Source organism: Roseibium algicola (genome assembly GCF_001999245.1).
In the GTDB taxonomy this organism is placed as follows: domain Bacteria; phylum Pseudomonadota; class Alphaproteobacteria; order Rhizobiales; family Stappiaceae; genus Roseibium; species Roseibium algicola.
This window is the reverse complement of the sequence record NZ_CP019630.1, coordinates 5363969-5384756: the sequence shown is the minus strand read 5'-3', so window position 1 is coordinate 5384756 and position 20788 is coordinate 5363969. Positions and strand designations below refer to the sequence as shown.

Annotated in this window: 22 protein-coding genes; 8 read left to right on the top strand and 14 right to left on the bottom strand. The window is 57.3% G+C overall.

Features of this window, described 5'->3' with window-relative positions; translation table 11 throughout:
* Positions 1-104: 104 nt before the first annotated feature.
* The 7 genes from B0E33_RS25065 to B0E33_RS25035 all read right to left on the bottom strand — a co-directional run bounded on the left by B0E33_RS25065 (position 105) and on the right by B0E33_RS25035 (position 6728).
* The gene (locus B0E33_RS25065; RefSeq protein ID WP_062488615.1) at positions 105-755 is read right to left on the bottom strand and encodes a glutathione S-transferase family protein; all 651 of its coding nucleotides are present in this window, start codon (positions 753-755) and stop codon (positions 105-107) included.
* Between the two features lie 85 nt (positions 756-840).
* Entirely contained in the window at positions 841-1215 is a 375-nt protein-coding gene (locus tag B0E33_RS25060) for an AzlD domain-containing protein (protein ID WP_022998331.1), read from the bottom strand.
* Positions 1215-1976 (bottom strand): AzlC family ABC transporter permease, encoded by a 762-nt coding sequence (locus B0E33_RS25055; RefSeq protein WP_075282957.1) that lies wholly within the window; start codon positions 1974-1976, stop codon positions 1215-1217. The genes B0E33_RS25060 and B0E33_RS25055 overlap by 1 nt, the downstream gene beginning before the upstream one ends.
* A 131-nt stretch (positions 1977-2107) precedes the next feature.
* Positions 2108-2812 (bottom strand): SDR family oxidoreductase, encoded by a 705-nt coding sequence (locus B0E33_RS25050; RefSeq protein WP_022998329.1) that lies wholly within the window; start codon positions 2810-2812, stop codon positions 2108-2110.
* 242 nt (positions 2813-3054) lie between these two features.
* Positions 3055-5502, bottom strand: a complete 2448-nt coding sequence (gene clpA / locus B0E33_RS25045; protein WP_077292726.1) for an ATP-dependent Clp protease ATP-binding subunit ClpA — start codon at positions 5500-5502, stop codon at positions 3055-3057.
* Between the two features lie 12 nt (positions 5503-5514).
* Entirely contained in the window at positions 5515-5847 is a 333-nt protein-coding gene (clpS, locus tag B0E33_RS25040) for an ATP-dependent Clp protease adapter ClpS (RefSeq protein WP_031268357.1), read from the bottom strand.
* A gap of 398 nt (positions 5848-6245) precedes the next feature.
* Positions 6246-6728 (bottom strand): phasin family protein, encoded by a 483-nt coding sequence (locus B0E33_RS25035; protein ID WP_439126672.1) that lies wholly within the window; start codon positions 6726-6728, stop codon positions 6246-6248.
* A gap of 456 nt (positions 6729-7184) precedes the next feature.
* Here B0E33_RS25035 and B0E33_RS25030 point away from each other — a divergent pair, with 456 nt between their 5' ends.
* Entirely contained in the window at positions 7185-8870 is a 1686-nt protein-coding gene (locus B0E33_RS25030) for a serine hydrolase (protein WP_055654609.1), read from the top strand.
* 17 nt (positions 8871-8887) lie between these two features.
* On the opposite strand, the gene B0E33_RS25025 is transcribed toward B0E33_RS25030, so the two are convergent.
* From B0E33_RS25025 to B0E33_RS25015, 3 genes are all read right to left on the bottom strand, one after another.
* Entirely contained in the window at positions 8888-9595 is a 708-nt protein-coding gene (locus B0E33_RS25025) for a DnaJ domain-containing protein (RefSeq protein WP_077292725.1), read from the bottom strand.
* Between the two features lie 147 nt (positions 9596-9742).
* Complete coding sequence (locus B0E33_RS25020; RefSeq protein WP_167579680.1) at positions 9743-10447, bottom strand: vWA domain-containing protein; 705 nt, start codon at positions 10445-10447, stop codon at positions 9743-9745.
* A gap of 139 nt (positions 10448-10586) precedes the next feature.
* Positions 10587-11114: a DUF2306 domain-containing protein gene (locus B0E33_RS25015; RefSeq protein WP_077292724.1), complete on the bottom strand. Its 528-nt coding sequence runs from the start codon at positions 11112-11114 to the stop codon at positions 10587-10589.
* Between the two features lie 194 nt (positions 11115-11308).
* Between B0E33_RS25015 and B0E33_RS25010 the strand changes: the two genes are divergently transcribed.
* Positions 11309-11911: a TetR/AcrR family transcriptional regulator gene (locus tag B0E33_RS25010; protein WP_167579597.1), complete on the top strand. Its 603-nt coding sequence runs from the start codon at positions 11309-11311 to the stop codon at positions 11909-11911.
* Between the two features lie 10 nt (positions 11912-11921).
* On the opposite strand, the gene B0E33_RS25005 is transcribed toward B0E33_RS25010, so the two are convergent.
* Positions 11922-12356, bottom strand: coding sequence for a DUF1489 family protein (locus B0E33_RS25005; RefSeq protein WP_022998320.1), 435 nt, complete (start codon positions 12354-12356; stop codon positions 11922-11924).
* A 121-nt stretch (positions 12357-12477) separates the two neighbouring features.
* Here B0E33_RS25005 and B0E33_RS25000 point away from each other — a divergent pair, with 121 nt between their 5' ends.
* The 3 genes from B0E33_RS25000 (at position 12478) to B0E33_RS24985 (ending at position 15293) form a co-directional block, all read left to right on the top strand.
* Positions 12478-13362, top strand: a complete 885-nt coding sequence (locus B0E33_RS25000; protein ID WP_208997705.1) for an SDR family oxidoreductase — start codon at positions 12478-12480, stop codon at positions 13360-13362.
* Between the two features lie 113 nt (positions 13363-13475).
* A complete protein-coding gene (locus tag B0E33_RS24995) occupies positions 13476-14018 on the top strand; it encodes a hypothetical protein (RefSeq protein WP_156912479.1) in 543 nt (180 codons plus the stop codon).
* Between the two features lie 519 nt (positions 14019-14537).
* A complete protein-coding gene (locus tag B0E33_RS24985) occupies positions 14538-15293 on the top strand; it encodes a DUF599 domain-containing protein (protein ID WP_077292720.1) in 756 nt (251 codons plus the stop codon).
* Here the strand turns inward: B0E33_RS24985 and B0E33_RS24980 are convergent.
* Together B0E33_RS24980 and B0E33_RS24975 are read right to left on the bottom strand one after the other, a co-directional pair.
* Positions 15179-16426, bottom strand: coding sequence for an adenylate/guanylate cyclase domain-containing protein (locus B0E33_RS24980; RefSeq protein ID WP_077292719.1), 1248 nt, complete (start codon positions 16424-16426; stop codon positions 15179-15181). The genes B0E33_RS24985 and B0E33_RS24980 overlap by 115 nt on opposite strands.
* 112 nt (positions 16427-16538) lie before the next feature.
* Positions 16539-17336 carry a YdcF family protein gene (locus B0E33_RS24975; RefSeq protein WP_077293608.1) on the bottom strand — a complete coding sequence of 266 codons (798 nt, stop codon included), beginning with the start codon at positions 17334-17336 and terminating at the stop codon, positions 16539-16541.
* A gap of 311 nt (positions 17337-17647) precedes the next feature.
* Between B0E33_RS24975 and B0E33_RS24970 the strand changes: the two genes are divergently transcribed.
* The 3 genes from B0E33_RS24970 (at position 17648) to B0E33_RS24960 (ending at position 19961) form a co-directional block, all read left to right on the top strand.
* Positions 17648-18193 (top strand): methanogen output domain 1-containing protein, encoded by a 546-nt coding sequence (locus B0E33_RS24970; protein ID WP_077292718.1) that lies wholly within the window; start codon positions 17648-17650, stop codon positions 18191-18193.
* A gap of 2 nt (positions 18194-18195) precedes the next feature.
* Positions 18196-19191, top strand: a complete 996-nt coding sequence (locus tag B0E33_RS24965) for a sensor domain-containing diguanylate cyclase (RefSeq protein WP_156912478.1) — start codon at positions 18196-18198, stop codon at positions 19189-19191.
* A gap of 365 nt (positions 19192-19556) precedes the next feature.
* Positions 19557-19961, top strand: a complete 405-nt coding sequence (locus B0E33_RS24960) for a globin family protein (RefSeq protein ID WP_062491596.1) — start codon at positions 19557-19559, stop codon at positions 19959-19961.
* A gap of 67 nt (positions 19962-20028) precedes the next feature.
* Here the strand turns inward: B0E33_RS24960 and B0E33_RS24955 are convergent, their stop codons facing one another.
* A complete protein-coding gene (locus B0E33_RS24955; protein ID WP_022998310.1) occupies positions 20029-20643 on the bottom strand; it encodes an ATP-dependent Clp protease proteolytic subunit in 615 nt (204 codons plus the stop codon).
* Positions 20644-20788: the final 145 nt, after the last annotated feature.

The following is a 20788-nucleotide window of genomic DNA, read 5'->3' as shown; positions in this document are numbered from 1 at the left end:
ATAGTGCGCGGCAAAGGATTGTCCTGTCAGGATTGCGGATAGAAGAGAGGGTAACCGCAGTCGGTGCTGCGCATCGCTGAGAAGACGCCGCTTGTGACAAAATTTTACGCGACGCCCGCCTGAACAGCAGCGTCTTCCTGCTCCCTGGCCATGTTCTGGTCTTCCTGCAGTACCTTGACCACCGACGGCCTTTCGGCGAACCGCTCGATGTAGGCGGTGAATTCTTCGAATTCCGGTACGATGCCGAACATTGTTCCCCACCGCAGCCCCATGCCCCACAGAACGTCGACAGCCGTCATGCGTTCTCCAAGGACGAAGGGTCCCTTTGCCAGCTGGGCACGCATGCTTTCCATGACGGTGTCAAAAGAACCATAGGCGGACATGGAATGCGGCGGTTCTTCACGCTTGAGTGCGCGGTCGATCAGTGCCGGCTCAAAACAGGATGCCATATGCACGAACCATCGCAGGTACGGTCCACGCAGTGGATCATCCAGCGAGGGTGTCAGTCCTTTTTCGGGAAACAGGTCGGCCAGATAGATATAGATCGCGACCTGTTCGGTAATGACTGCCTCGCCAACGCGCAATGCCGGAACTTTGCCAGCCGGGTTGACGGCAAGATATCGGGGGGTCCGGTTTTCACCCAACTTCAGATTGAGCACATTCAGCTTGTAAGGTGCGCCCAGCTCCTCCAGGAGAACACGTACGCCGGTGGCGCGTGTCTGAGGTGCATAAAAGAGTTCGACCTGATCCGCCATGTTCCTCTCCTTGACCGGGTGCAATCGCTGTACTCTTCAACCTAGCCTATCTGGCGGGCAAGTGAACACGGGAAATCGCTTGGTGTCAGGAAGCCATCGTGTCGAGGATCAGCCAACCGGAAACGAGAAAGACTTCTGCGGCAAGTACGCCAACAAACACACGTTGCCGGGCTGCAAAAAACGACGCGAAGCCGAAACCGGCGGCAGCCAGACGCAGCCAGAGCGGTGTTTCTGCCAGCACACCTTGCGGGAACAGGATCAGCTTGGAAATCACTCCGGCCACAAGTGCGGTTGCAACACAGCGCACCCAGATCAGCAGTTCGCCGTCTTCACGCAGCCTGCCGCCGGCAAAGACACCCAGCCACCGCCAGACGTCAGTTGCAAACCAGCCGGCGATGATGATCATCACCAGTGGCCACCAGGTTTCGGATACCAATCCACCTGCCGTCGATCCCTCCATCACGACAGCCCCCTGCGCATGATCCTGGTTCCGAGGTAGGCAATCGTGCCGCCTACAAGGCCGGTCCAAAGCAGATCCAGTCCGGGCAGATAGGTGAAGAAGACCGGTCCGAGCAGCAGTCCTGCGACCATGGCCGCCCGGTCGGCATTGAGCCTTGCAGCCCCCCAGAGCGAGCACAGGAAATAGACTGGCGTCAGCAGGAACAAGGCACCTGCCACCATGCCCGGCATGCTTTCAACCAACAGGTAGGAGACACCGGTCATGCAGAAGACGAAGCTGGTCACCGCCGCGCCAAAACCAATGAAGAACGGCAGACGCCCTTCCCTCGGCATGTCCGGCAGGTGCTTCATCGCGAACACCCAGGCAGTCACCGCAACGAAATGAGACGCGATCAGCAATTGCCAGGTCTTTGTCTTGCCCGGCACCTTGACCAGCGGCATCAAGGCCATTGTCATCGGCATCAGACGGACTGACGCAAGAGCGACGGCGATTCCGGCAGGAAGGATACCCATTCCGGAAGAAATCGCGCCGGTCAGAACCACGATGGAAGGCAGCGCCCAGACGAAACCGGTCATTGCCAGCGTCTCAAAGAGCGTCAGCCCTGTTTCACGGGCAAGCCCCGCATATCCGACAAACGCGGCAGTCAGAATAAACGCTGGAATAGACACCGCCGCCCGCGCTCCACGCGCCATCCAGACCCGGGCATGTTCCGGCGGGTTCTGGGATTCCTGGTCGATATCTGGCTGATCAGGAGCCGTCATCAAGCTGACTCATCTCTGGGCAGTTAGTAAGGTAGCCTTACCTTTTTGGAGATTTTCTGTCCAGAGTGCCAATCGGCGAAAGAGTTCGGCATGCGAATTTCCGAACTCCCTTTTGATGCCCTCTGAACAGCTCACACCGACCGCGTTAGCCCACCATCAATACGTATGTTCTGACCTGTGATATAGGCCGCCTCGTCGCTGGCCAGATAGGCGATCAGGCTTGAGATTTCGTCCGAGCGGCCGTAGCGGCCCATGGGGATCCGCGCCAGGCGATCTTCCTTCTCCGGCAGGCTGTCTATGAAACCGGGCAGGATATTGTTCATGCGCACGTTCTCGGCAGCGAACTTGTCGGCAAACAGCTTGGTGAAGCTTGCCAGCCCCGCCCGAAACACACCGGAAGTCGGAAACATCGGGTCCGGCTCGAAGGTGGCGAATGTGGAGATATTGATCACCGTTCCACCACCTTGCGCAGCCATGATCGGGGCGACAAGGCGTGCCGGGCGAATGACGTTCATCAGGTAGTAGTCCATGCCGAGATGCCAGTCCTCGTCGGAGATTTCCAGAATATCGCCTTTCGGGCCATGTCCGGACGAATTGACGAGAACATCGATCCGGCCAAGGGCGTCCACCGTCTTGCTGACAAAAGAGGTCAGGTCGTCTGCTACCAGATTGGATCCGGTGAACCCGACCCCGCCCAATTCCTCCGCGAGCGCTTCCCCCTTGCCGGAGGACGACAGGATTGCGACCCGGAACCCATCTGCAGCCAACCGTCTTGCTGCATCGGCCCCCATGCCGGAGCCGCCAGCGGTGATCATCGCAACCTTGTTATCGCTCATGTCCGTTCTCCCGAAAGTGTCTGCTTCATAGCTAGGCAAGCAGCCAGGCGGCGGCAAATGATTTTCCTGAATGGTTTCAATTCCAAACATGAATGAGAACAAGCGCAGTACACCTGTTGGAGGACAAGCCCGGGGCGTGAGCCAACCCGGCCCGCTTCGCGCATTGCGCGTCGTCTGTGCAGGCGAAAAACAAAAAGGCCCCGAATCTCTTCGGGGCCTTTCCGATCTGATTGTGCAGGGCCTCAGTCGGCCAGCGGCACCTTGGGCACAAGGCTTTTCTTGGCCGGACCGCTCTTGCTTGCAGGCGGCTTCGTATCCTTGGCGGCCGCTGCCTTGGCAGCAGGCTTGCGCCGGCGCTTCGGCTTTGCCTTGGTTTCGGTCTTGGCCTTGGCTTTTGGCGGTGTCGCACGCTCCTCGATGCTTTCCAGAAGCAGACCCTTGCCGTCCTCGGACACGGTGACCTTAACCATTCCGCCTTTCTTCAATTTGCCGAACAGCACCTCGTCGGCCAGAGGCCGCTTGATGTGCTCCTGGATGATCCGCCCAAGCGGGCGAGCCCCCATCTGGCTGTCATAGCCCTTGTCGGCAAGCCACTTGACGGCATCTTCCGTCAGCTCGAAGGTCACGCCGCGGTCAGCCAGCTGGACTTCCAGCTGCATGACGAACTTCTCGACCACCTTGTAGACGACTTCCATCGGCAGATTGCCGAACGGAATGATCGCATCAAGACGGTTGCGGAACTCCGGCGTGAACAGCTTGTTGATCGCTTCCGCGTCGTCGCCTTCCCGCTTCATGCGGTTGAAACCAACCGGCATCTTGGCCATGTCCGCGGCACCGGCGTTGGTGGTCATGATCAGGATGACATTGCGGAAATCGACCTGCTTGCCGTTATGGTCGGTCAGCTTGCCATGGTCCATCACCTGCAACAGGATATTGAACAGGTCCGGATGGGCCTTTTCGATCTCGTCCAGCAGCAGCACGCAGTGCGGATGCTGGTCGACACCGTCGGTCAAGAGGCCACCCTGGTCGAAGCCGACATATCCCGGAGGTGCACCGATCAGGCGCGACACGGTGTGCCGCTCCATGTATTCGGACATGTCGAACCGGATCAGTTCAACACCCAGTGAAGATGCCAGCTGCCGAGCGACTTCCGTCTTGCCTACCCCTGTCGGGCCGGAGAACAGATAACTGCCGATCGGCTTGTCGGGCTCACGCAGACCGGCACGCGCCAACTTGATGGCAGAGGCCAACGTCCCGATAGCTTCATCCTGTCCGTAGACAACCCGCTTCAGATCCTTGCCAAGGTTCTCCAGAATCTCCGCATCATCCTTGGAAACGGACTTTGGCGGGATCCTGGCCATGGTGGCAATCGTGTTCTCGATTTCCTTCACGCCAATGGTCTTGCGGCGGCGGGCTTCGGGAACAAGCATCTGCGAGGCACCGGTTTCATCCAGCACGTCGATCGCCTTGTCCGGCAGCTTGCGGTCGGAAATATATTTCGCCGACAGCTCCACAGCCACCTTGATGGCATCGTTGGTGTAACGAACCTTGTGGAAGTCCTCGAAGTAAGGCTTCAGGCCTTTCAGGATATCGATCGCGTCCGGAATCGACGGCTCGTTGACGTCGATCTTCTGGAAACGGCGAACCAGCGCCCGGTCCTTCTCGAAGAACTGGCGGTATTCCTTGTAGGTGGTCGAACCGATGCAGCGGATCGCTCCGGAAGCAAGCGCAGGTTTCAGGAGGTTGGACGCATCCATCGCCCCGCCAGAGGTTGCACCGGCGCCGATCACAGTATGGATCTCGTCGATGAACATCACCGCACCCGGGTAGTCCTCGATCTCCTTGACCACCTGCTTCAGCCGCTCCTCGAAATCGCCGCGATAGCGGGTACCCGCCAGCAGCGAGCCCATATCGAGAGAGAAGATGGTGGCATCTTTCAGGACATCCGGCACATCGCCATTGACGATGCGATGCGCCAGACCTTCCGCAATGGCGGTCTTGCCGACACCCGGGTCGCCGACGAAGAGCGGATTGTTCTTCGACCTGCGGCACAGGATCTGGATCGTGCGCGAAATTTCGCTATCGCGCCCGATCAGCGGATCAATCTTGCCGTTGGTGGCCTTGGTGTTGAGATTGACACAGTAAGCTTCAAGAGCGTCCGTCTTCTGACTGGATTTCTTCTCGGTTTCAGCTCCGGGCATCACATCTTCTTCATCCGCCCCTTCGACTGGACGGGCCTCGGACATGCCGGGACGCTTGGCAATGCCGTGCGAGATATAATTGACCGCGTCGTAACGGGTCATGTCCTGATCCTGCAGGAAGTAAGCCGCATGGCTTTCGCGCTCGGCAAAGATCGCAACAAGCACGTTGGCGCCGGTCACCTCTTCCCGGCCAGACGACTGGACGTGGATAACCGCCCGCTGAATGACGCGCTGGAAGCCCGCGGTCGGCTTGGAGTCCTCGTCACTGTCCGTGACAAGGTTGTCCAGCTCGGTTTCGATATATTCAACCAGATTGCGGCGGATCGTTTCCAGATCCACGTTGCAAGCCCGCATGACCGCAGCCGCGTCCTGGTCGTCCAGCAACGCCAGCAGAAGATGCTCCAGCGTTGCATACTCCTGCTGTCGCTCGTTGGCGAAGGCCAGAGCCTGGTGAAGTGCTTTTTCAAGACTGCGTGAGAAGGAAGGCACGTGCGTTTGTCCTCACTTTTTTTCCATGACGCATTGCAACGGATGCTGATGCTTGCGCGCGAAATCCATCACCTGGGTGACTTTCGTCTCCGCGACCTCGTAGGAATAAATCCCGCATTCCCCGACGCCGTGATGGTGAACATGCAGCATAATGCGGGTCGCCTCTTCGCGGTTTTTTTGGAAGAAGTTCTCCACAACGTGAATGACGAACTCCATCGGAGTGTAGTCATCGTTCAACAGCAGCACTCGATAGAGATTTGGCCGCTTGGTTACTGTTTTGGTACGGGTGACTGTAACCGTTCCGGCGTCGCCACCGTCATTGTCATAATCAGAGCCCGCCGACATTGCCGTTTCTTTTGCCTCTATCACTCCGGCCATCACCAAATTTCGAATCCTGAACACACTGCCCTGCGCAGCTGGTCCAGAGCTTTCCGCAGCACGGACTGCGCCGCGAATACGCATTCTCAGTGGTAATCCTGCCGCGCAAGCCGCGCTCGCGCAATGGTCGATTTCATCAACATAAAGGTCAACAGCGCATTTGTAGTCCCTGCGCTGCCGGTCAAGAGGAATGTAGGTTGCCCTTTAATGATTAAAAGGTGGCAAGAGAACGCATTTCGAAATCCGGCTGCAAATGGCAGGATGAACCGCGGCAAGCCTGTAAATCTGTGCATATACGAAAAAACCCGGCTCGTCAGAGCCGGGTTTGAAACTTCAAGCCGTCCTGCGACGGCTAAAAGGAAAACTTATTTCGCAAGCTTGCCCATCACACCTTCGTAAGGCTTGTAGGCATCCTTGGACATGTCGGTGACCATTTCACCAATCTTTGTCATCTCGCCAACAAAACCTTCGTAAGCGGTTTTGACGTAGTCGGCCTGCGCTTCAAATGCCTTGTCGAGGGACTTGGAGGAAACGAGCTTCTCAACAGCTGCGGATCCTTCCTCGAAGGACTTTTTCTGGTAGTCGGCCATTTCAGCGGCGATGGCCTGGAATCCCTTGCTGAAGGAGCCGAAGGACGCCATGGCCATATCCATGTTGTCTTTGCTCATCTTCTGCATTTCATCAAAGTTGTTCATCATTTTCTGCCCTTTTCCGGCGAACCGGTTTCCAATCCCAAGCATCGGCCTTATGGGGCGGCCCGGCGCGCGTATCGCGTTACCTAACGGGATTTTGTCGTAATGCACTGCACAATAAGTGTCAAGGCGATTTTGCATTGCAAAAACAACCATTACGCGAAATTGACAATCCTTCCACGGCGTAAGCTGTCAGACTTCCCTCTGAAAACAGATGTCCCTGATCGAGACCGGCACCAACAACCGGAAGCAGGAAACAACAGAGCCTCAGCAAGATTTCAGTCAGATTCTTGAATTTGACCAACTTCGGAACAACAGACACCGAAAATAAACGAACGCTTAACCAATAAAACAAATTGGAATAAGAATTAGATCTAGACAATTCTTATCAAGTACGCAAAACACAACCTTAACCAACAATTAACTCTAACAAAAAACTATTTTTTTAAGTGCTTTTTCGATCATTCATTTACTCATTCGTAACCGTGATTCCATCAAATGACATGGAGAACGACGGGGCCGCGGCTTTGAATCGCAGGGGGTTAAGATCCGAACCGTGCCGCTCCAGATACGAACCACGTGACCCAGAATGGGATAGTAATTGTGTTTGGGATGCGTATTTTTCGCAAAGGACGGGCTCTCGCCCGCACCGCTAAGATCTTGACCCTCGGCCTGGTGCTCCTGGGGGTCCCGGCAACGGCGATGGCCAACCCGAAATATGCGGGGATCGTCGTTGATGCAAAAACCGGCAAGACACTTTACTCCTCTTCGGCTGACGCCTACCGGTACCCGGCATCGCTCACCAAGATTATGACGCTTTATCTTGTGTTCGAGGAACTGGAAGCCGGGCGACTGTCACTGGACTCCAACCTGAGCGTTTCCAGCTACGCTTCAGCACGTCCGCCCTCCAAGCTGGGCCTCAAGCCCGGCGGCACGATCAAAGTCAAGGACGCCATCCTCGCACTTGTTACCAAGTCTGCGAACGACGTCGCATCCGTGATCGCTGAAAACCTGGGTGGCTCTGAAAAGAAATTCGCCGAGCGCATGACCCGTACGGCGCGCCAGATCGGCATGTCGAAGACCACTTTCCGCAACCCGCACGGCCTGCCCGACAGCGGGCAGCGTACGACGGCCCGCGACATGGCGACGCTTGGGCGCGCAATTCAGGAACGGTTCCCGCAGTACTACGGCTACTTCAAAACCCGTGCCTACAAGTACAACGGACGCACCTATGGCAACCACAACAAGCTGCTGGGCCGCGTAAAGGGTGTAGACGGCATCAAGACCGGTTACATCCGGGCTTCCGGCTTCAACCTGGTGACTTCTGTGAACCGGGACGGGCGGCAGATTGTGGCCGTCGTGATGGGTGGCAAGACCGGCGCGTCACGCAACGCGCAGATGACAAAGCTCATCAACTCCTATCTGCCCAAGGCAAGCCGCGGCCCGAAAACGGCCCCGCTGATCGTTCAGAACACGTCTGAACCGACTTTCGTGGCAATTGCGCTGAAGAACCCGCCTCTTCCGAACAGCAAGCCGGGAAGCGAGCCCGTGCCTGCAACGGGTGAGCCGATGGTGCTGGCATTCACCGCACCGTCCAACCCTGGCGCCATTCCAACACCGGCTCCGGCCCCCCTTCCCGTGACTGCGTCCAATGCGCCAGTCATGGCTTCGGCCCAGGCCCCTGCTCCGGTTCCAGGCTTTGGCAACGACGTTCCGCTGCCGCCGAAACTGGTCAAGCAACGCTTTGACAGCACGTTTGCGGTCGCAACAGCTTTGCCGCCGATCCCGCCTTCAAGCCCGGATGAGCCGCTGAACACCAATTCGATTTCCCGGACTGCCCTGATCGAAGCTGCAAGAGCAGAAGTCGTGAAGTCGGACAACAGCCAGCGCGCTGTCGGCTCCGCGCAGTCGGTCAAGACCGTCTCCGTTCAGACGATCGCGGTCAACACGACGCCGGTTGAAACAGTTGCAGCGCCTGAAACCGCAGCTGCCGACAACAGCAGCGACGACGACAGCGTTACGGTTGCAACCAGCGACACCCGCGATGTCGAGCCGGGCTGGCAGGTCCAGATCGCCGCAACAGAATCCGAAGGCCAGGCCATCACTATGTTGAAGAACGCCAAGGCCAAGACCGGATCCGCCCTTCGTGGCCGGGTCCCTTACACCGAACCCGTCGACACCAACGGACAGACCCTCTACCGGGCCCGCTTCGTCGGCTTCGACACCAAAACAGCTGCGTGGAATGCCTGCAAAAGCTTGAAAAAGGCAAAATACGCTTGCTTCGCCATCTACCAGTAACCGCGTAACGGATGCCGTCAATGTCTTCTGAGAAGCGTGTCTTTAGCCTCGTTGATTTTCGCCGCGAGGAAACCGGAGCCTCCCTGGTCGGGATGGACCCGCATCATAAGCCTGCGGTGCGCGGCTCTAATTTCCGCGTCCCCGGCATCGGGCGTAAGCCCCAGGATCTGGTAGGCCTCCTCATCTGTCATGGGGCCAGAGCTCGCCGCGCTTCCCTGCCGCTCTGCTCCATTCGCCTGGAAGTGTTCACGCCAACCGGCAAGCCTGCGGTCGAGATAAGCTTCGACTAGCTTCTGGCTCTGACCGTCCTGGGCCGTCTCCTGCCAAAAGGCTTCCAGGTCCGTTTCGGTCAACTGATCCAGCTCGCGCCCCTGATAGGTGCCTGCCAGCACGATCCCGGTCATGTGACCGGTATCGTGATCGAGTTCCATCTCCACCATAGCGGTCCGCACACGGGAACGTTGTCCGGAGGTTTTCTGAGGTTTGTAGCCTGACGAGAGCCAGTTCAGCCCGGACATCCCCAGCACCGACAAGCCAAGCCCGAACAACGGGATGGCAAACACGAACCGGCCCGTCAGCGCAAAGACCAGCGCCAACACCATCAGAAACGCTCCTCCGAAGAGGCGCAGTCCTCTGGCCAGATTTGCGGGATTGGCGTTCACGAACTTGTTGCCGAGCGTCAACAGGGCGGTCAGCAGTATCAAGCCGATAATCAAATAAATCATGTGGCGGTTGGTTCCCCGTTCGCCGGCCCGGGACCATCACATTGGGATGCTCCGGCCCTACTCCAGTCACGTGTCGAAATTTGCCGAGTATGTAAACCTCCGGCACCGGCTACAGCAAGGAAGTGCAAGCCCGGCGCTTTCCGGGCTCTAGCGGGCCGATGGTAGCTGCTGCAGCAGAAGCGTTGCGCCCTTGCCGCCTTGCTTTTCCAGCTGCTGAAGTGCCGTCCGGCCTCCGCTGGCGAAAACGGCAACCGCCTTCAAAAGATCGGCCAGTTGCTGGGCCGACCCGGAATCAAACCGGCAAAAGGCGCCGTTGGTCAGTCTGGCCATCTCGCGAAACGCGCGCTCAGCGACGCTGTCACGCCCCTCCTGAAACAGGAACATCGGCACACCAAGCATACCCAGCTGGCCGGCCTTGTCACACAGGGCATCCACGTCCTCTTCCATGCAATCGCCGACATAGACCAGCGCCGCGATTTTCTCGGTATTGGCAGCGGACAAGGCAGCCGAGAGCACCTTTCGGATCTGGGTACGCCCGCCCTGACAGGAAATCCGGCTCATCGCATGGGCGAGCTCAGTGCCGCTGGAAAACCAGCGGGACGCCCGGCATTCACCAAAACCGCGAAAATAGACAAGCTTGATGCTGAGGCCTGAAATCTTGCCGGCTTCCTGAAACATCTCCGCCTGAATCTGACAGGCCTGGTCCCAGGTCGGTTGACGGCTCATGGTAGCGTCCAGGGCAAACACCAACCGCCCGCCGCTGCCCGGTTGCGGTGCAATTTCCTTGGCCTTCTGAAGAAAGGCAGCAACATCGGATTCGGCTGAAGGCACGCGGGCGTCCTGCTTGACCATAGGGTCTACCGTGCCTTTGCCGGTCTTGACGTTCACGGCCGCCTCCTTCTGCCAGTTGGTGACACTCAACTTGGGTCGGGGCAGCCGTTTTGGCAAGTCTCAAGCCGTCGGATGCGACATGGCGCAGCCGATCATGTTCTTACGCTGCCGCTGAAATCAGGCGGGTCTTTCCGGGCCGAGCCATCTGCAGATATACCTCCATGACGAGGACGTTAGGCACCCAGCACAGCCAGGCGATAAGTGGATAGGCGACTTCAAAATCGACCCCTGCCGCCATACTGCTCCCCAGATAGACCCGCAATGTTACGGCAGCAAATGTAAGAGCTGCCGAACGCAGCATCCAGGCTCGGTGACGCGGGAATTGCCGCCTCAAGGCAAAGGCGAACGCGATGCCGGTCGTCGCCAGCCACAAGACTGCGAGAATCGCAAAGCCTGTTGCAGCGAAGGTCCCTGCAGTCGTGTGAAAAGCCAGCTGAAGTCCCGCAATCCCCGAGATCAGGATCGACACGACGTACCCTCGCCCCAGCCAGCGGTGCAGTTTCGGCCTGCTGGCTCGCAGCCTTGTCATGAATTGAAACGGCATCAAGGCAAGTGCGATCGGTGCAACACCGATATGGGCGTAAAGCATCAGCGCATTTCCGTCGAGGTTATGCGCCACGAATTCCATTGAAGCAGATACCCCCAGCGCCAAAAACCTCAATGAAGCCACTGCGACCAGAGCGGCGCTCACAGCCACCGTCCAAAAAGCAACGTTTGCTGCAAACCTAGAAACCATCGACATACCGACCCCCCAACACAACTTGACAGTGTCAAGATAGAGTAAAACTTGACACTGTCAAGCGAATGACCGATGAAGACCGCATGACAGTTACTCCTCCTCGTCGCAAAAGAGACGGCAGTCTTCGAAAAGCCCTGGTTGATGCAGGTGTGGCGCTTTTGCGAGAACGTGGTCCGGACAAGCTCTCGTTGCGTGAATGCGCCGCCAAGGCGGGTGTGTCACACGCTGCGCCCGGTTATCACTTCAAGAACATCACAGGTTTGTCGACGGCGATTGCAGGGCGCGGCTTCGCCCTGTTTTGCCAGGCGATGGAACAACGCCTCGATGCGTCCCCTCCTGCGGCAACAGAAAGACTGAGCGCGATCTGTCAGGGGTACCTGGATTTCGCCACCGGCCACCCGGAGCTGTTCCTGTTCATTTTTTCGGGACAGAAGTTCAAAGAGGATGACGAGGAATTCGCGGTGCACGCCTCAAGGGCCTACGCCATCCTGCGCGAAACATGCGCCCCGCTGATCCCTGAAGGGACCGATCCGGAAGAAATCGAGATACTCGTGTGGTCGCTGGTGCATGGCTATGCCCATCTTGCCATGACACGAAAGAAGGAGAACCCGGGCCTCGGGCGCGGCTGGCCGGAACTCGGCACACTGGTCACGCATCTTCAGAAGGCCCTGCCGGATCCAGGCTGAAATCAGCGGATCAAAGCAGGCAGAGTTCCGTAAGATCCCGCCGCATGTCCTCCGGCATGGCGTGTGCCGCACCACCAGCCTTCAGATCCGCCGGCGCGTCCTGCACCTTCAGATATCGCCAGCCCTGAAACGGCCGCTTGGGCTGGTACTGCGTCAGGATCAGTCTCGGCTCCATCACCAGGTCGCAGCGTTTGACGCCCGCCTGATCCGTAAACGGCCTGATGTCGATCAGGTGCTGACGCACCTGGATCTTGCCCTTGATCACCCAATAGAGAGACCCACCGTCCAGAAGCTCGTCCTTACGGGTTGGCACCATGCGCGTCGTATGGATCGTTTCCGCCGGAAGTCCCGATTTGCGGGCGTTCTCCATACGAAAATCGATCCAGGCCTGAAGAGACTCGACGCTGTCCGCGCCGACGCACAGTTTTACCAGATGCAAGGTCATGCTTCTGACGTATCAGGCTTCCCGCCAAGGTCAAGATTGTGGCGAGAAACGGCGGTGGATTGTCCAATTTCACAGGCAGCTTCAGCTTGCGCCGATGGCAAGAACGGGGTTCTCTTTGCCCATGGAAGTATTTGTAACGGGTGGAACCGGCGAGATCGGTTCTGCCGTGGTAAAGCGGCTGGTTCAGGATGGTGCCAGGGTAATCGGTCTGGCCCGCTCTGACGCGTCCTCGGCAAAGCTGCGTGCGTTCGGTGCAAGCGCCTACCCGGGCGACTTGCGAGCACCGGAAAGCTGGGTATCACGGGCGGCCTCATGCGATGCCGTCATCCATCTTGGTGCAACTTTTTCCGAAGACATGGGTCGTGTTGACCGCCAGAGCATGCTTGCGTTGAAGCAGGCATCAAGGCACCGCAAGCAGCCGCTCAAGATTGTTTACACCGGAGGCATCTGGCTCTTTCCCGCAACGGCAGGCGACAGCCTGTTGACCGAGAAAACCCAGTTCGCGCCCTTACCTGCGTTTCGCTTCATGACCGAGACGATCAGGACCCTGTCACACGGAACGGATCTCAATCTGACGGTCATTCATCCGGCCCTCGCCTGCGGCCAGACGACCGGGCCGATTGCCGAAATGACGGCCGCGCTGAAAGAAGGCAGGCCGTTTGAAACCCGCGCGACGTCGCAAACCAAATGGGCGCTTGTTGAAATCAACGACCTTGCCGCGCTTTATGCTCTTGCCCTCAAGAACGCACGGTTCCGGATGTCCCTGATCGCGAGCTGCATTCCCGGCATCTCGGTCGGTCATCTGGCATCTCACATTTCAGCCCGCCACGGACTGCCGCTGGAAATCGTGACAGTTCCGGCCCCTGAGGCAACCGAACCGCTTACCGACTGGGCCGCCGGTTTTGCCTTGTCGCAGTCCGTTGACGTCAGCCATGCCCAAAGGGCAACTGGCTGGCAACCGGAACATTCGACAATAGAGGACCTCGTGGTATCCCTGTCAAAATAGACGATAACCTTGAGTTTTGAGCAGCTTAGCGCACTGAGTCCGGTATTGGACAAAGACTTTCTAAAGTTTTGAAGGTGTATGATCCGGACAAAAGCTCAATACAGGGTCCGGGCGTGTTACGTACACTCACATCGTTGCTGGTCTTTCTCGTTTCCGTTTTGCCACTTCAGGCGGAAAGCATCCCCGTTGGCATATTCAAGGTGGTAAACACAGAAGGGTTCGTTCAAAGCAACGGGGAGCGCATCGCGCTGGCAACCGACATGAACGAAGGCACGGCCCTGATCGAAAGGGATGCCACCAACCGTCTTGATGTCGAGATCAACGGCGCCAAACTCAGCCTGTTTCCGCTGGATCAAGGCCTGGCCGCGCTGACGTGGGACGCCAATGGAACGTCCCTGCTTCATGACATCGACATTCAGGCATTGTTCGGGAAAGACAATCCGGAAGATGTTCCGGCCTGGGGCGCGGAACTGGACTGGCCAGGATCCGGCACCGTTCAACTTGTACTGCTGCCTCTGGGTGAAAGAGCCTATACCGCATTCCTCATCAGCCATCCCGGCAACAGGACAGTGGTGCGGCAAATGGAATTCAGGCAGTCCTACGGGCCATCGGACAGACCCGAGATTTCGTTCTCAACCAGTTCTGCCGGAAACTGACACGCCCGAAGTTCGAACGACGCCTTCCCAGCTCGGAGAATACCGAGCTCGCATAAAATGTCCGCTAAAACGACAAAAGGCGCAGCCTCACGCTGCGCCTTTGTTTTCCTTGCGTCCCGCTGGCTTATTTGGCGGCGGCGACGGCTTGTTGTGCACTTTCAACATCGTTGAACAGAAGTACCATCGTCAATGCGAGGCCCACTGCAGCGACAGTCCAGAGAGTGACGCTCCAACAAGATTTCTGCACGTTTTCGTCCATAAAAACCCTACATATTGTTGTGCGACGCCGGGTCCCACCGACCTCAAATATGGCGCCATTGAGGCGAGGAGGTAAACGATCCATTACCATTTCGCAAGCGCAAAAAAAGAGCAGCTGATCCCGCATTTTTGCATTCCTCGTTTCGCATCAGGAAATTCAGCCACTTAGTCCTCTCGATGCTGCCAGTTAGGGACCAGGAAAAAGTCTGGTAAGACAGACCATGGTCGGATTCGGCCACCGGAGAATCAAAAGGGATCAGGATGCACGCGCTCTCGAATATGGACCTGGCAGCAGCCGCCTGGTTTCTGTTTGCCTGGCTCGGTTTCAATTTGCTGATCGATGTCAGTCCGCTGCGTAAAAAGACGTTGTCCAGCGCCATGGAAACCTACAGACGCGGCTGGATGCGTGCCATGAGCCTGCGGGAAGTCCGCATCATGGACACGTCTATCATGTCCGGTCTGCAGCAAGGCACCGCCTTCTTCGCGTCCACGTCCCTACTGGCGATCGGTGGCGGTTTCGCGCTTCTGGATGCAACGGAACGCATCGTTCAGGTCGCCGGTGACCTGTCCATCCCGGTGGCCGACAGCCGAGCACTCTGGGAAATCAAGGTGCTCGCCCTGATGCTGATCTTTGCCTATGGATTTTTCAAATTCGGCTGGGCGTACCGGCTCTTCAATTATGCCAGTATCGTCATGGGCGCAGTCCCGCAACAAGGTCAGGCATCTGACGAAGTGATCGCGAAAATGGCTGCGCAGGCGGGGGAGCTGGGCGTTCTCGCCGGCCGCCATTTCAATCGCGGCCAGCGAGCGCTGTTCTTTTCGATCGGCTTCCTTGGGTGGTTCGCCGGTCCTTATGTATTTGCCGCAACCACCCTCGCCGTTCTCCTGGTCCTGCTACGTCGTCAGTTCGTTTCCAAGGCCAGAGCCGCCGTGCTCTTGGGGCAATATCCGAACTTGGGATCCGCGGACAAATCCGGCGAATACACCGATACAGGTTCATCAAACCCCTTCACCTGATAGCGGCCATAAAGGCCCGACCGACACCCCATGATATCGGCCAGGGCATCCGAGACCAGAAGCTGGCGCTGCAGGTCCTTTGCAAGCTCTGCAATACGGGCCGCAAGATTGACCACTGGGCCGACGACCGTGAAGTCCAGACGCGTTTCGCTGCCGACATTGCCGTAGAAGACATCGCCCGCGTGAAGGGCAATTCCAACGCTCAGGTCAGGTGTGACCGAACAGGTTCGGGCCGTGTTGATCGCCTCGATCCGCGTCAGCGTTTCACGTGCTGCCATCAGCGCACGCACCGAGGCGTCTCTGGCTTCCTCTTCGGTTTCATACGGAAAGATCGCCATCACTTCATCGCCAATGAACTTCAGCACCTCGCCACCGTGGGCTTCGACAGCTGCTGTCATCGCTCCGAAATACTTGTTCAGAAACAATACGATCTTGTCCGCCGGAAGCGTGTTGGAAAGACGCGTGAACCCACGGATGTCGGCGAAGCTGACAACCGCCTTGATCCACTCGCCTTCTCCACGCCGCGTGGTGCCGTCCAGAACCTTCGAACCCGCCCGCGGGCCGACATAGGTGTCCAGAACGGTTTCTGCGGTGCGACGCAATGTTTTTAATTCACACACGAGGGCAAGCGGCTGGATCAGCGATTCAAAAACGCCGATATGCGACCCTGAAAATCCGCCTGGTGTCTTGGTGGCGAAACTCGCAACCTTCACCGAACCGTCGGAGAACCGCATGGGCAGAGCGATATAGTCGGTATAGCCTTCCTGGCGCAGCTCTGCGGTAATCGGAAATTCGTCGGCGACAGCCGGCTTCTTGCCGATTTCCACACGAACGGCCTTCTGCGTTTCATGCACGCGCTTGATCGGACTTTTCTGGTACTCGTCCTGCGATTTGTTCTCCGCAGTGTGAAGACGCAATTCCGGTGTCTGGCCGTTGACCCAGATCGAGCTTTCCGCGCGCACGTTCGGATGCACCACCCAGATCCCTGTGGTGACACGATCGACCGGAACTTTTCCGGCGCGCAGACGTTTCGCCATCTCAGTGACGATTTCCAGCGTCCCCTTCAATTGGGGCGCATCGCTGTAGAGCCATTGTACGACGTCTGCCGCAACGATCGGCGCTTCGAGGACCATCAGCCCACGTCCTTTCAAATCCCTGATTGAGCCCAGTATATGGGAACACGCTCCGCACAGTAAAAGAGGTTCGATTTCAAAAGTCGCTGGCAGTCGAAAGGGTTTTGCAAATTCATGGACCAGGGAAGAATTCCGTGCTCCTGCCAAGCATCCAGTAGACAGCCAGACCAACCCATTCCCGGTAGGCGATATCAAAGCGCCGCAGGCCTTTTGAAGCACCGTCGAAGCCGAGCGACTTGTCCTGTGGTCCACGCGTGCGATAGTCCACCGGATAAGCCGTCACCCCGGTCCAACCAGCCTTTTCGAACACTCCCATGGCGCGCGGCATGTGATAGGCCGAAGTGACAAGAAGCCACTGCTGTCCGGGCTGTGGTTGCACAACATCCTTTGCGTAGACTGCGTTTTGCCAGGTGTTCTGGGACTTGTCTTCCAGTATTACGCGATCGGGAGAGATGCCGAAGTCTCGAAACAGTCGCGCAGCCCCTTCGGCTTCTGTTGCCTGGTCCGACACGATCATGCCCTGCCCACCGGTGTGGATGATCTTCGTCTCCGGCAGCGCTTTGGCCAGCCGCGCAGTGATGGTGATGCGCTCGGCGGACATTGTCAGGGCCGTGTCGCCCCGCACGCCGGTCACCACCGTGTCCACGGCACCACCCAGAACGATGATCCCGTCATAATTCTCCAAAGTGCCGGGACGCTGAAAACGGTCCTCGAGGGGCACAATCAACCAGTTGGCTGCCGGTGAGAAAGCGCAAACCACCAAACCAAGAAAACCGGCAAAAGTCAGAAACCGTCCACTGCGCCGCCACTTTGACGTAAGGCTGAGCACCAATCCCAAAGCCATCAGAACAACGAGAAAATTGGATGGCAGGATCAGAAATCCGCCGATCTTGGATAGGTAAACATACATCTGAAAAATCCGAATCGTTGCGGGCCCGATGCGTGACAAAGATACGGTGAAACCGACAATATTGAGACTTGAAGCTGAAGTGAGCACACATCCTGACAGCTTTTGAGCCAACAAGGTTTTCACGGCCTTGGCCCGGATTTTCCAGTCGTTCTCCCGCATGACAATTACGACAATGTTCGAGGTTGAGACGTCCGCCCTCGCATTGTCATAAATCTCCAGGTTGCACTGTTATTATCTCTTTATTTCAACGATTTAATTGATTCGAAAGAAAATTCACCCAACGTTAGATTGCAACCCTAGGAGGATCGATCATGAGCCTGCCGATTGAAGTGGACCAGCAGCAGCCGGAAATCACCAAGGCACAGCTCCCCCTGGAGACAACCGACTTCTTCAATCAGATCATTCGAGAGCTCAGCGGAGCACTGCAGGAAATTGTCGGATTGAACGAGGCGGAAGGGTTCATCGCACTGGTAGCCAACCGCATCGGTGAAAAGATCAATTCCGATTACAAGTCTGCCCTGCATCTTGAACAGATCCCAGGGCCTTTGCTTGCAGACGTCCTGGTTGACCTGAAACGACGGATCGGCGGCCAGTTCTGTGTCGAATATGAAGACAACAAGGTCTTGATCCTCAAGAACACCCGCTGCCCGTTCGGAGACCGCGTCAAGGACCGCCCGTCCCTCTGCATGATGACGACAAACGTCTTCGGAAGAATCGCTGCAGATTGCCATGGCTACGCCAGGGTTCACATCGACAGGTCAATCGCCCGTGGTGATACTGACTGCCGTGTTGTTGTCCACCTGACTCCGACCGCAGAGAACGACGTCAACGGCAAAGAATTCTACAGGGTCCGATAGTCGTGCCCAGGTCCACCGCCATCATATCGGCCCTTGTCCAGACTATGCCACAGCCTATTCTCCTGCTGGACGATTTTGGCCGTGTGGTTCTCGCAAATAAGGCAGCCAAGTCTCTTGCCGGAATTAGTGTAGGTGAACAACTTTCGGACAAGGTCACGGATGCCGCCGAAATAGCCGAATACCTGGCGATGTGCAGGTCTTCAACCACTCCCGTACCGGTACGCCTGAAACTTCTGTCCGGTTATGAAAGCGTTGCTTTTGGCCACAGATTGTCTGTGCCTGGCACCGGAATTGATGGAGCCGTTCTTGTCCGCTTCGACGAGAACATGAATCTTTCCAGCAAGTTTGCCGCGCTCAATGCCGACATCTCGTCGCTTAACAACAAGATCTTGCATTTCGGCCTGGAGCGGACCGAACTTGAAAACCTGGCGCTCACGGATCCGCTTACCGGTATCGCCAACCGCCGCGGGTTCGACCAGGAACTGGACAAGGAATACAACCGTTCTGTTCGCTATGATCACGACTTCTGCATTTCGCTGATCGACCTGGACCATTTCAAGTCGATCAACGATGCCCATGGCCATCAGCTTGGAGATGAAATCCTCGTTCATTTTGCGCAAAGATGTCTGGAACATCTGCGCCAGACGGATGTCGTTTGCCGTGTGGGTGGTGAAGAATTCGCGCTGATCCTGCCGGAAACAAATCTGGAGCAAGCGACGATAGTCGTCAGTCGCATGCTTGATCTGTTGAACGCGACACCAATGTTCGCGCGCGGCAAAAGATACGCCTATACCGCAAGCGCGGGTCTGGCGGAAAAAAGGTCAGAAGACACCCCTGCTTCGCTTTTTGAACGGGCTGACAGAAACCTCTATTTGGCAAAGGAAACCGGCCGAGCCCGCCTCATCGCCGGGGACGCTGTCCCCACGGCAGCGGCCATCGAGACCGGAAAATCCGGCGAATGCCGGAAGTCAGGGCGCATCGATTCGCAGCATTTCTGAAATTGATCCGAACTTTGGCTATTGCTGACAGGCTTCGATTTGGTCAGGCTTTTCGCCGATCCGACCACCGCGCGCATTCCATAGATGCCTCACTATTTTTAACAATGTGGACGCCGATGCCTCCGCGGGGCCTGACTGACCGCTGTTTACGGGTCCTGTAACGCGCCTGTCACATTTTACCGACATCTTCCTGCTCAAACCGTTGAAAACGGCCGCTTTGGGGCTGTTTTCACCGCACCAATTCGCCATTAGCGGGCACTGGTGATTTTGACAAAGGGTTTATCCGTGATCGGAGTCACAGGGCTGGCACGCTTTCTGAGTCATCTTGGCGACATCGTAATGAAGGATCAATGAGGGTTAGCCAGATGACACTCTATATGAAACTAGGCGGTCGCACGGCGATCATGCGGGCAATGCCTCGCCTCAAAGCGAGACTGGAACAGGACCCGTGTTTCGACGTGACCAGCTTTCTGCCGGAATTCGAACACTCGGACGATCTGACCGAGTTCCTGATCTTCCTCGCCGGTGGAGCGCCATTTTACGACGGCAAGCCCGTCTGTGAACTGCTGGCGCCGATCTGCACCTGCAACAACATCTACGAACGCTTCGTGGATCACCTTGTCGCAGTCATATTCGACGGCGCCCCTGCCCCCGGAGACGAAGAGCACCTGCGTGAGCTCATGTCCCGACTTCGGCCGCATGTGCTCAACCCCAAGCCGGTTGCACCGGTAATGGTCTATTCCGTCGAACCCGAACCGATCTGCCTCTGATCGGTTCGGATAGAAAAAACGCCGGCATTTGCCGGCGTTTCTACGTTTGCAGTCAGGTCAGTCGGGATCAACCCAGTTCGTCCACGCTCGTGACGATCTTGCCGACCAGACCGTAGTCGATACCCTCTTCCGGGCTCATCCAGTAGTCGCGATCGGTGTCTTTTTCGATCCGTTCGATCGGCTGGCCTGTCGCCGCCGCGAAGATCTTGTTCAGTCGATCGCGCATCTTGATGATTTCCTTGGCCTGGATCTCGATATCCGTAGCCATGCCGCCGGCACCACCGGACGGTTGATGAAGCAGGAAGCGAGTGTTCGGCGTGCAGAAACGCTTGTCCTTGGGAACCGACACGTAGATCAGCGCACCGGCGCTGGCCACCCAGCCCATGCCGAGGATACGGACCTCGGGTGCGATGAACTTGATGGTGTCGTGAATCATGTCACCGGATTCGACATGACCGCCCGGAGACGAAACAATGACCGTGATCGGGTCGTTGGAAACCTGCGCCAGCGCCAGAAGCCGGGCGCACACGTCGCGGGCCATGTCCTGTGTCACCGGACCGGTGATCAGAACTGTGCGCGCTTCGAACAGATGCTTGTCGACCTGGATCGACGGCTGGCTCTTGGGCTTATCCTCGTCTTCATCGTCGAGGCGTGCAGGCACCGTGGTCGAATAGTTTTTCATGCGCAGGATTAAGCTCCCTTTGCTGTTGGGCCGGCCTGGCCGGCATTTTCGATGGGCTGACGGAATGTTTCGCCGCCCCGCGTTGGTCCATGTGTAAGCGAAGTCAGTTGCACTCGCAAATCATCAGACCCTGATTAGCGTGAAA

Coding starts and splice junctions, on each gene's coding strand:
- B0E33_RS25065 (WP_062488615.1), bottom strand. CDS start 755: ATGGCGGATCAGGTCGAACTCTTTTATGCACCTCAGACACGCGCCACC.
- B0E33_RS25060 (WP_022998331.1), bottom strand. CDS start 1,215: ATGGAGGGATCGACGGCAGGTGGATTGGTATCCGAAACCTGGTGGCCA.
- B0E33_RS25055 (WP_075282957.1), bottom strand. CDS start 1,976: ATGACGGCTCCTGATCAGCCAGATATCGACCAGGAATCCCAGAACCCG.
- B0E33_RS25050 (WP_022998329.1), bottom strand. CDS start 2,812: ATGAGCGATAACAAGGTTGCGATGATCACCGCTGGCGGCTCCGGCATG.
- clpS (WP_031268357.1), bottom strand. CDS start 5,847: ATGTCGGCGGGCTCTGATTATGACAATGACGGTGGCGACGCCGGAACG.
- B0E33_RS25035 (WP_439126672.1), bottom strand. CDS start 6,728: ATGGTTGTTTTTGCAATGCAAAATCGCCTTGACACTTATTGTGCAGTG.
- B0E33_RS25030 (WP_055654609.1), top strand. CDS start 7,185: ATGCGTATTTTTCGCAAAGGACGGGCTCTCGCCCGCACCGCTAAGATC.
- B0E33_RS25025 (WP_077292725.1), bottom strand. CDS start 9,595: ATGATTTATTTGATTATCGGCTTGATACTGCTGACCGCCCTGTTGACG.
- B0E33_RS25020 (WP_167579680.1), bottom strand. CDS start 10,447: ATGGTCAAGCAGGACGCCCGCGTGCCTTCAGCCGAATCCGATGTTGCT.
- B0E33_RS25015 (WP_077292724.1), bottom strand. CDS start 11,114: ATGGAATTCGTGGCGCATAACCTCGACGGAAATGCGCTGATGCTTTAC.
- B0E33_RS25010 (WP_167579597.1), top strand. CDS start 11,309: ATGACAGTTACTCCTCCTCGTCGCAAAAGAGACGGCAGTCTTCGAAAA.
- B0E33_RS25005 (WP_022998320.1), bottom strand. CDS start 12,356: ATGACCTTGCATCTGGTAAAACTGTGCGTCGGCGCGGACAGCGTCGAG.
- B0E33_RS25000 (WP_208997705.1), top strand. CDS start 12,478: ATGGAAGTATTTGTAACGGGTGGAACCGGCGAGATCGGTTCTGCCGTG.
- B0E33_RS24985 (WP_077292720.1), top strand. CDS start 14,538: ATGCACGCGCTCTCGAATATGGACCTGGCAGCAGCCGCCTGGTTTCTG.
- B0E33_RS24980 (WP_077292719.1), bottom strand. CDS start 16,426: ATGGTCCTCGAAGCGCCGATCGTTGCGGCAGACGTCGTACAATGGCTC.
- B0E33_RS24975 (WP_077293608.1), bottom strand. CDS start 17,336: ATGTATGTTTACCTATCCAAGATCGGCGGATTTCTGATCCTGCCATCC.
- B0E33_RS24970 (WP_077292718.1), top strand. CDS start 17,648: ATGAGCCTGCCGATTGAAGTGGACCAGCAGCAGCCGGAAATCACCAAG.
- B0E33_RS24960 (WP_062491596.1), top strand. CDS start 19,557: ATGACACTCTATATGAAACTAGGCGGTCGCACGGCGATCATGCGGGCA.
- B0E33_RS24955 (WP_022998310.1), bottom strand. CDS start 20,643: ATGAAAAACTATTCGACCACGGTGCCTGCACGCCTCGACGATGAAGAC.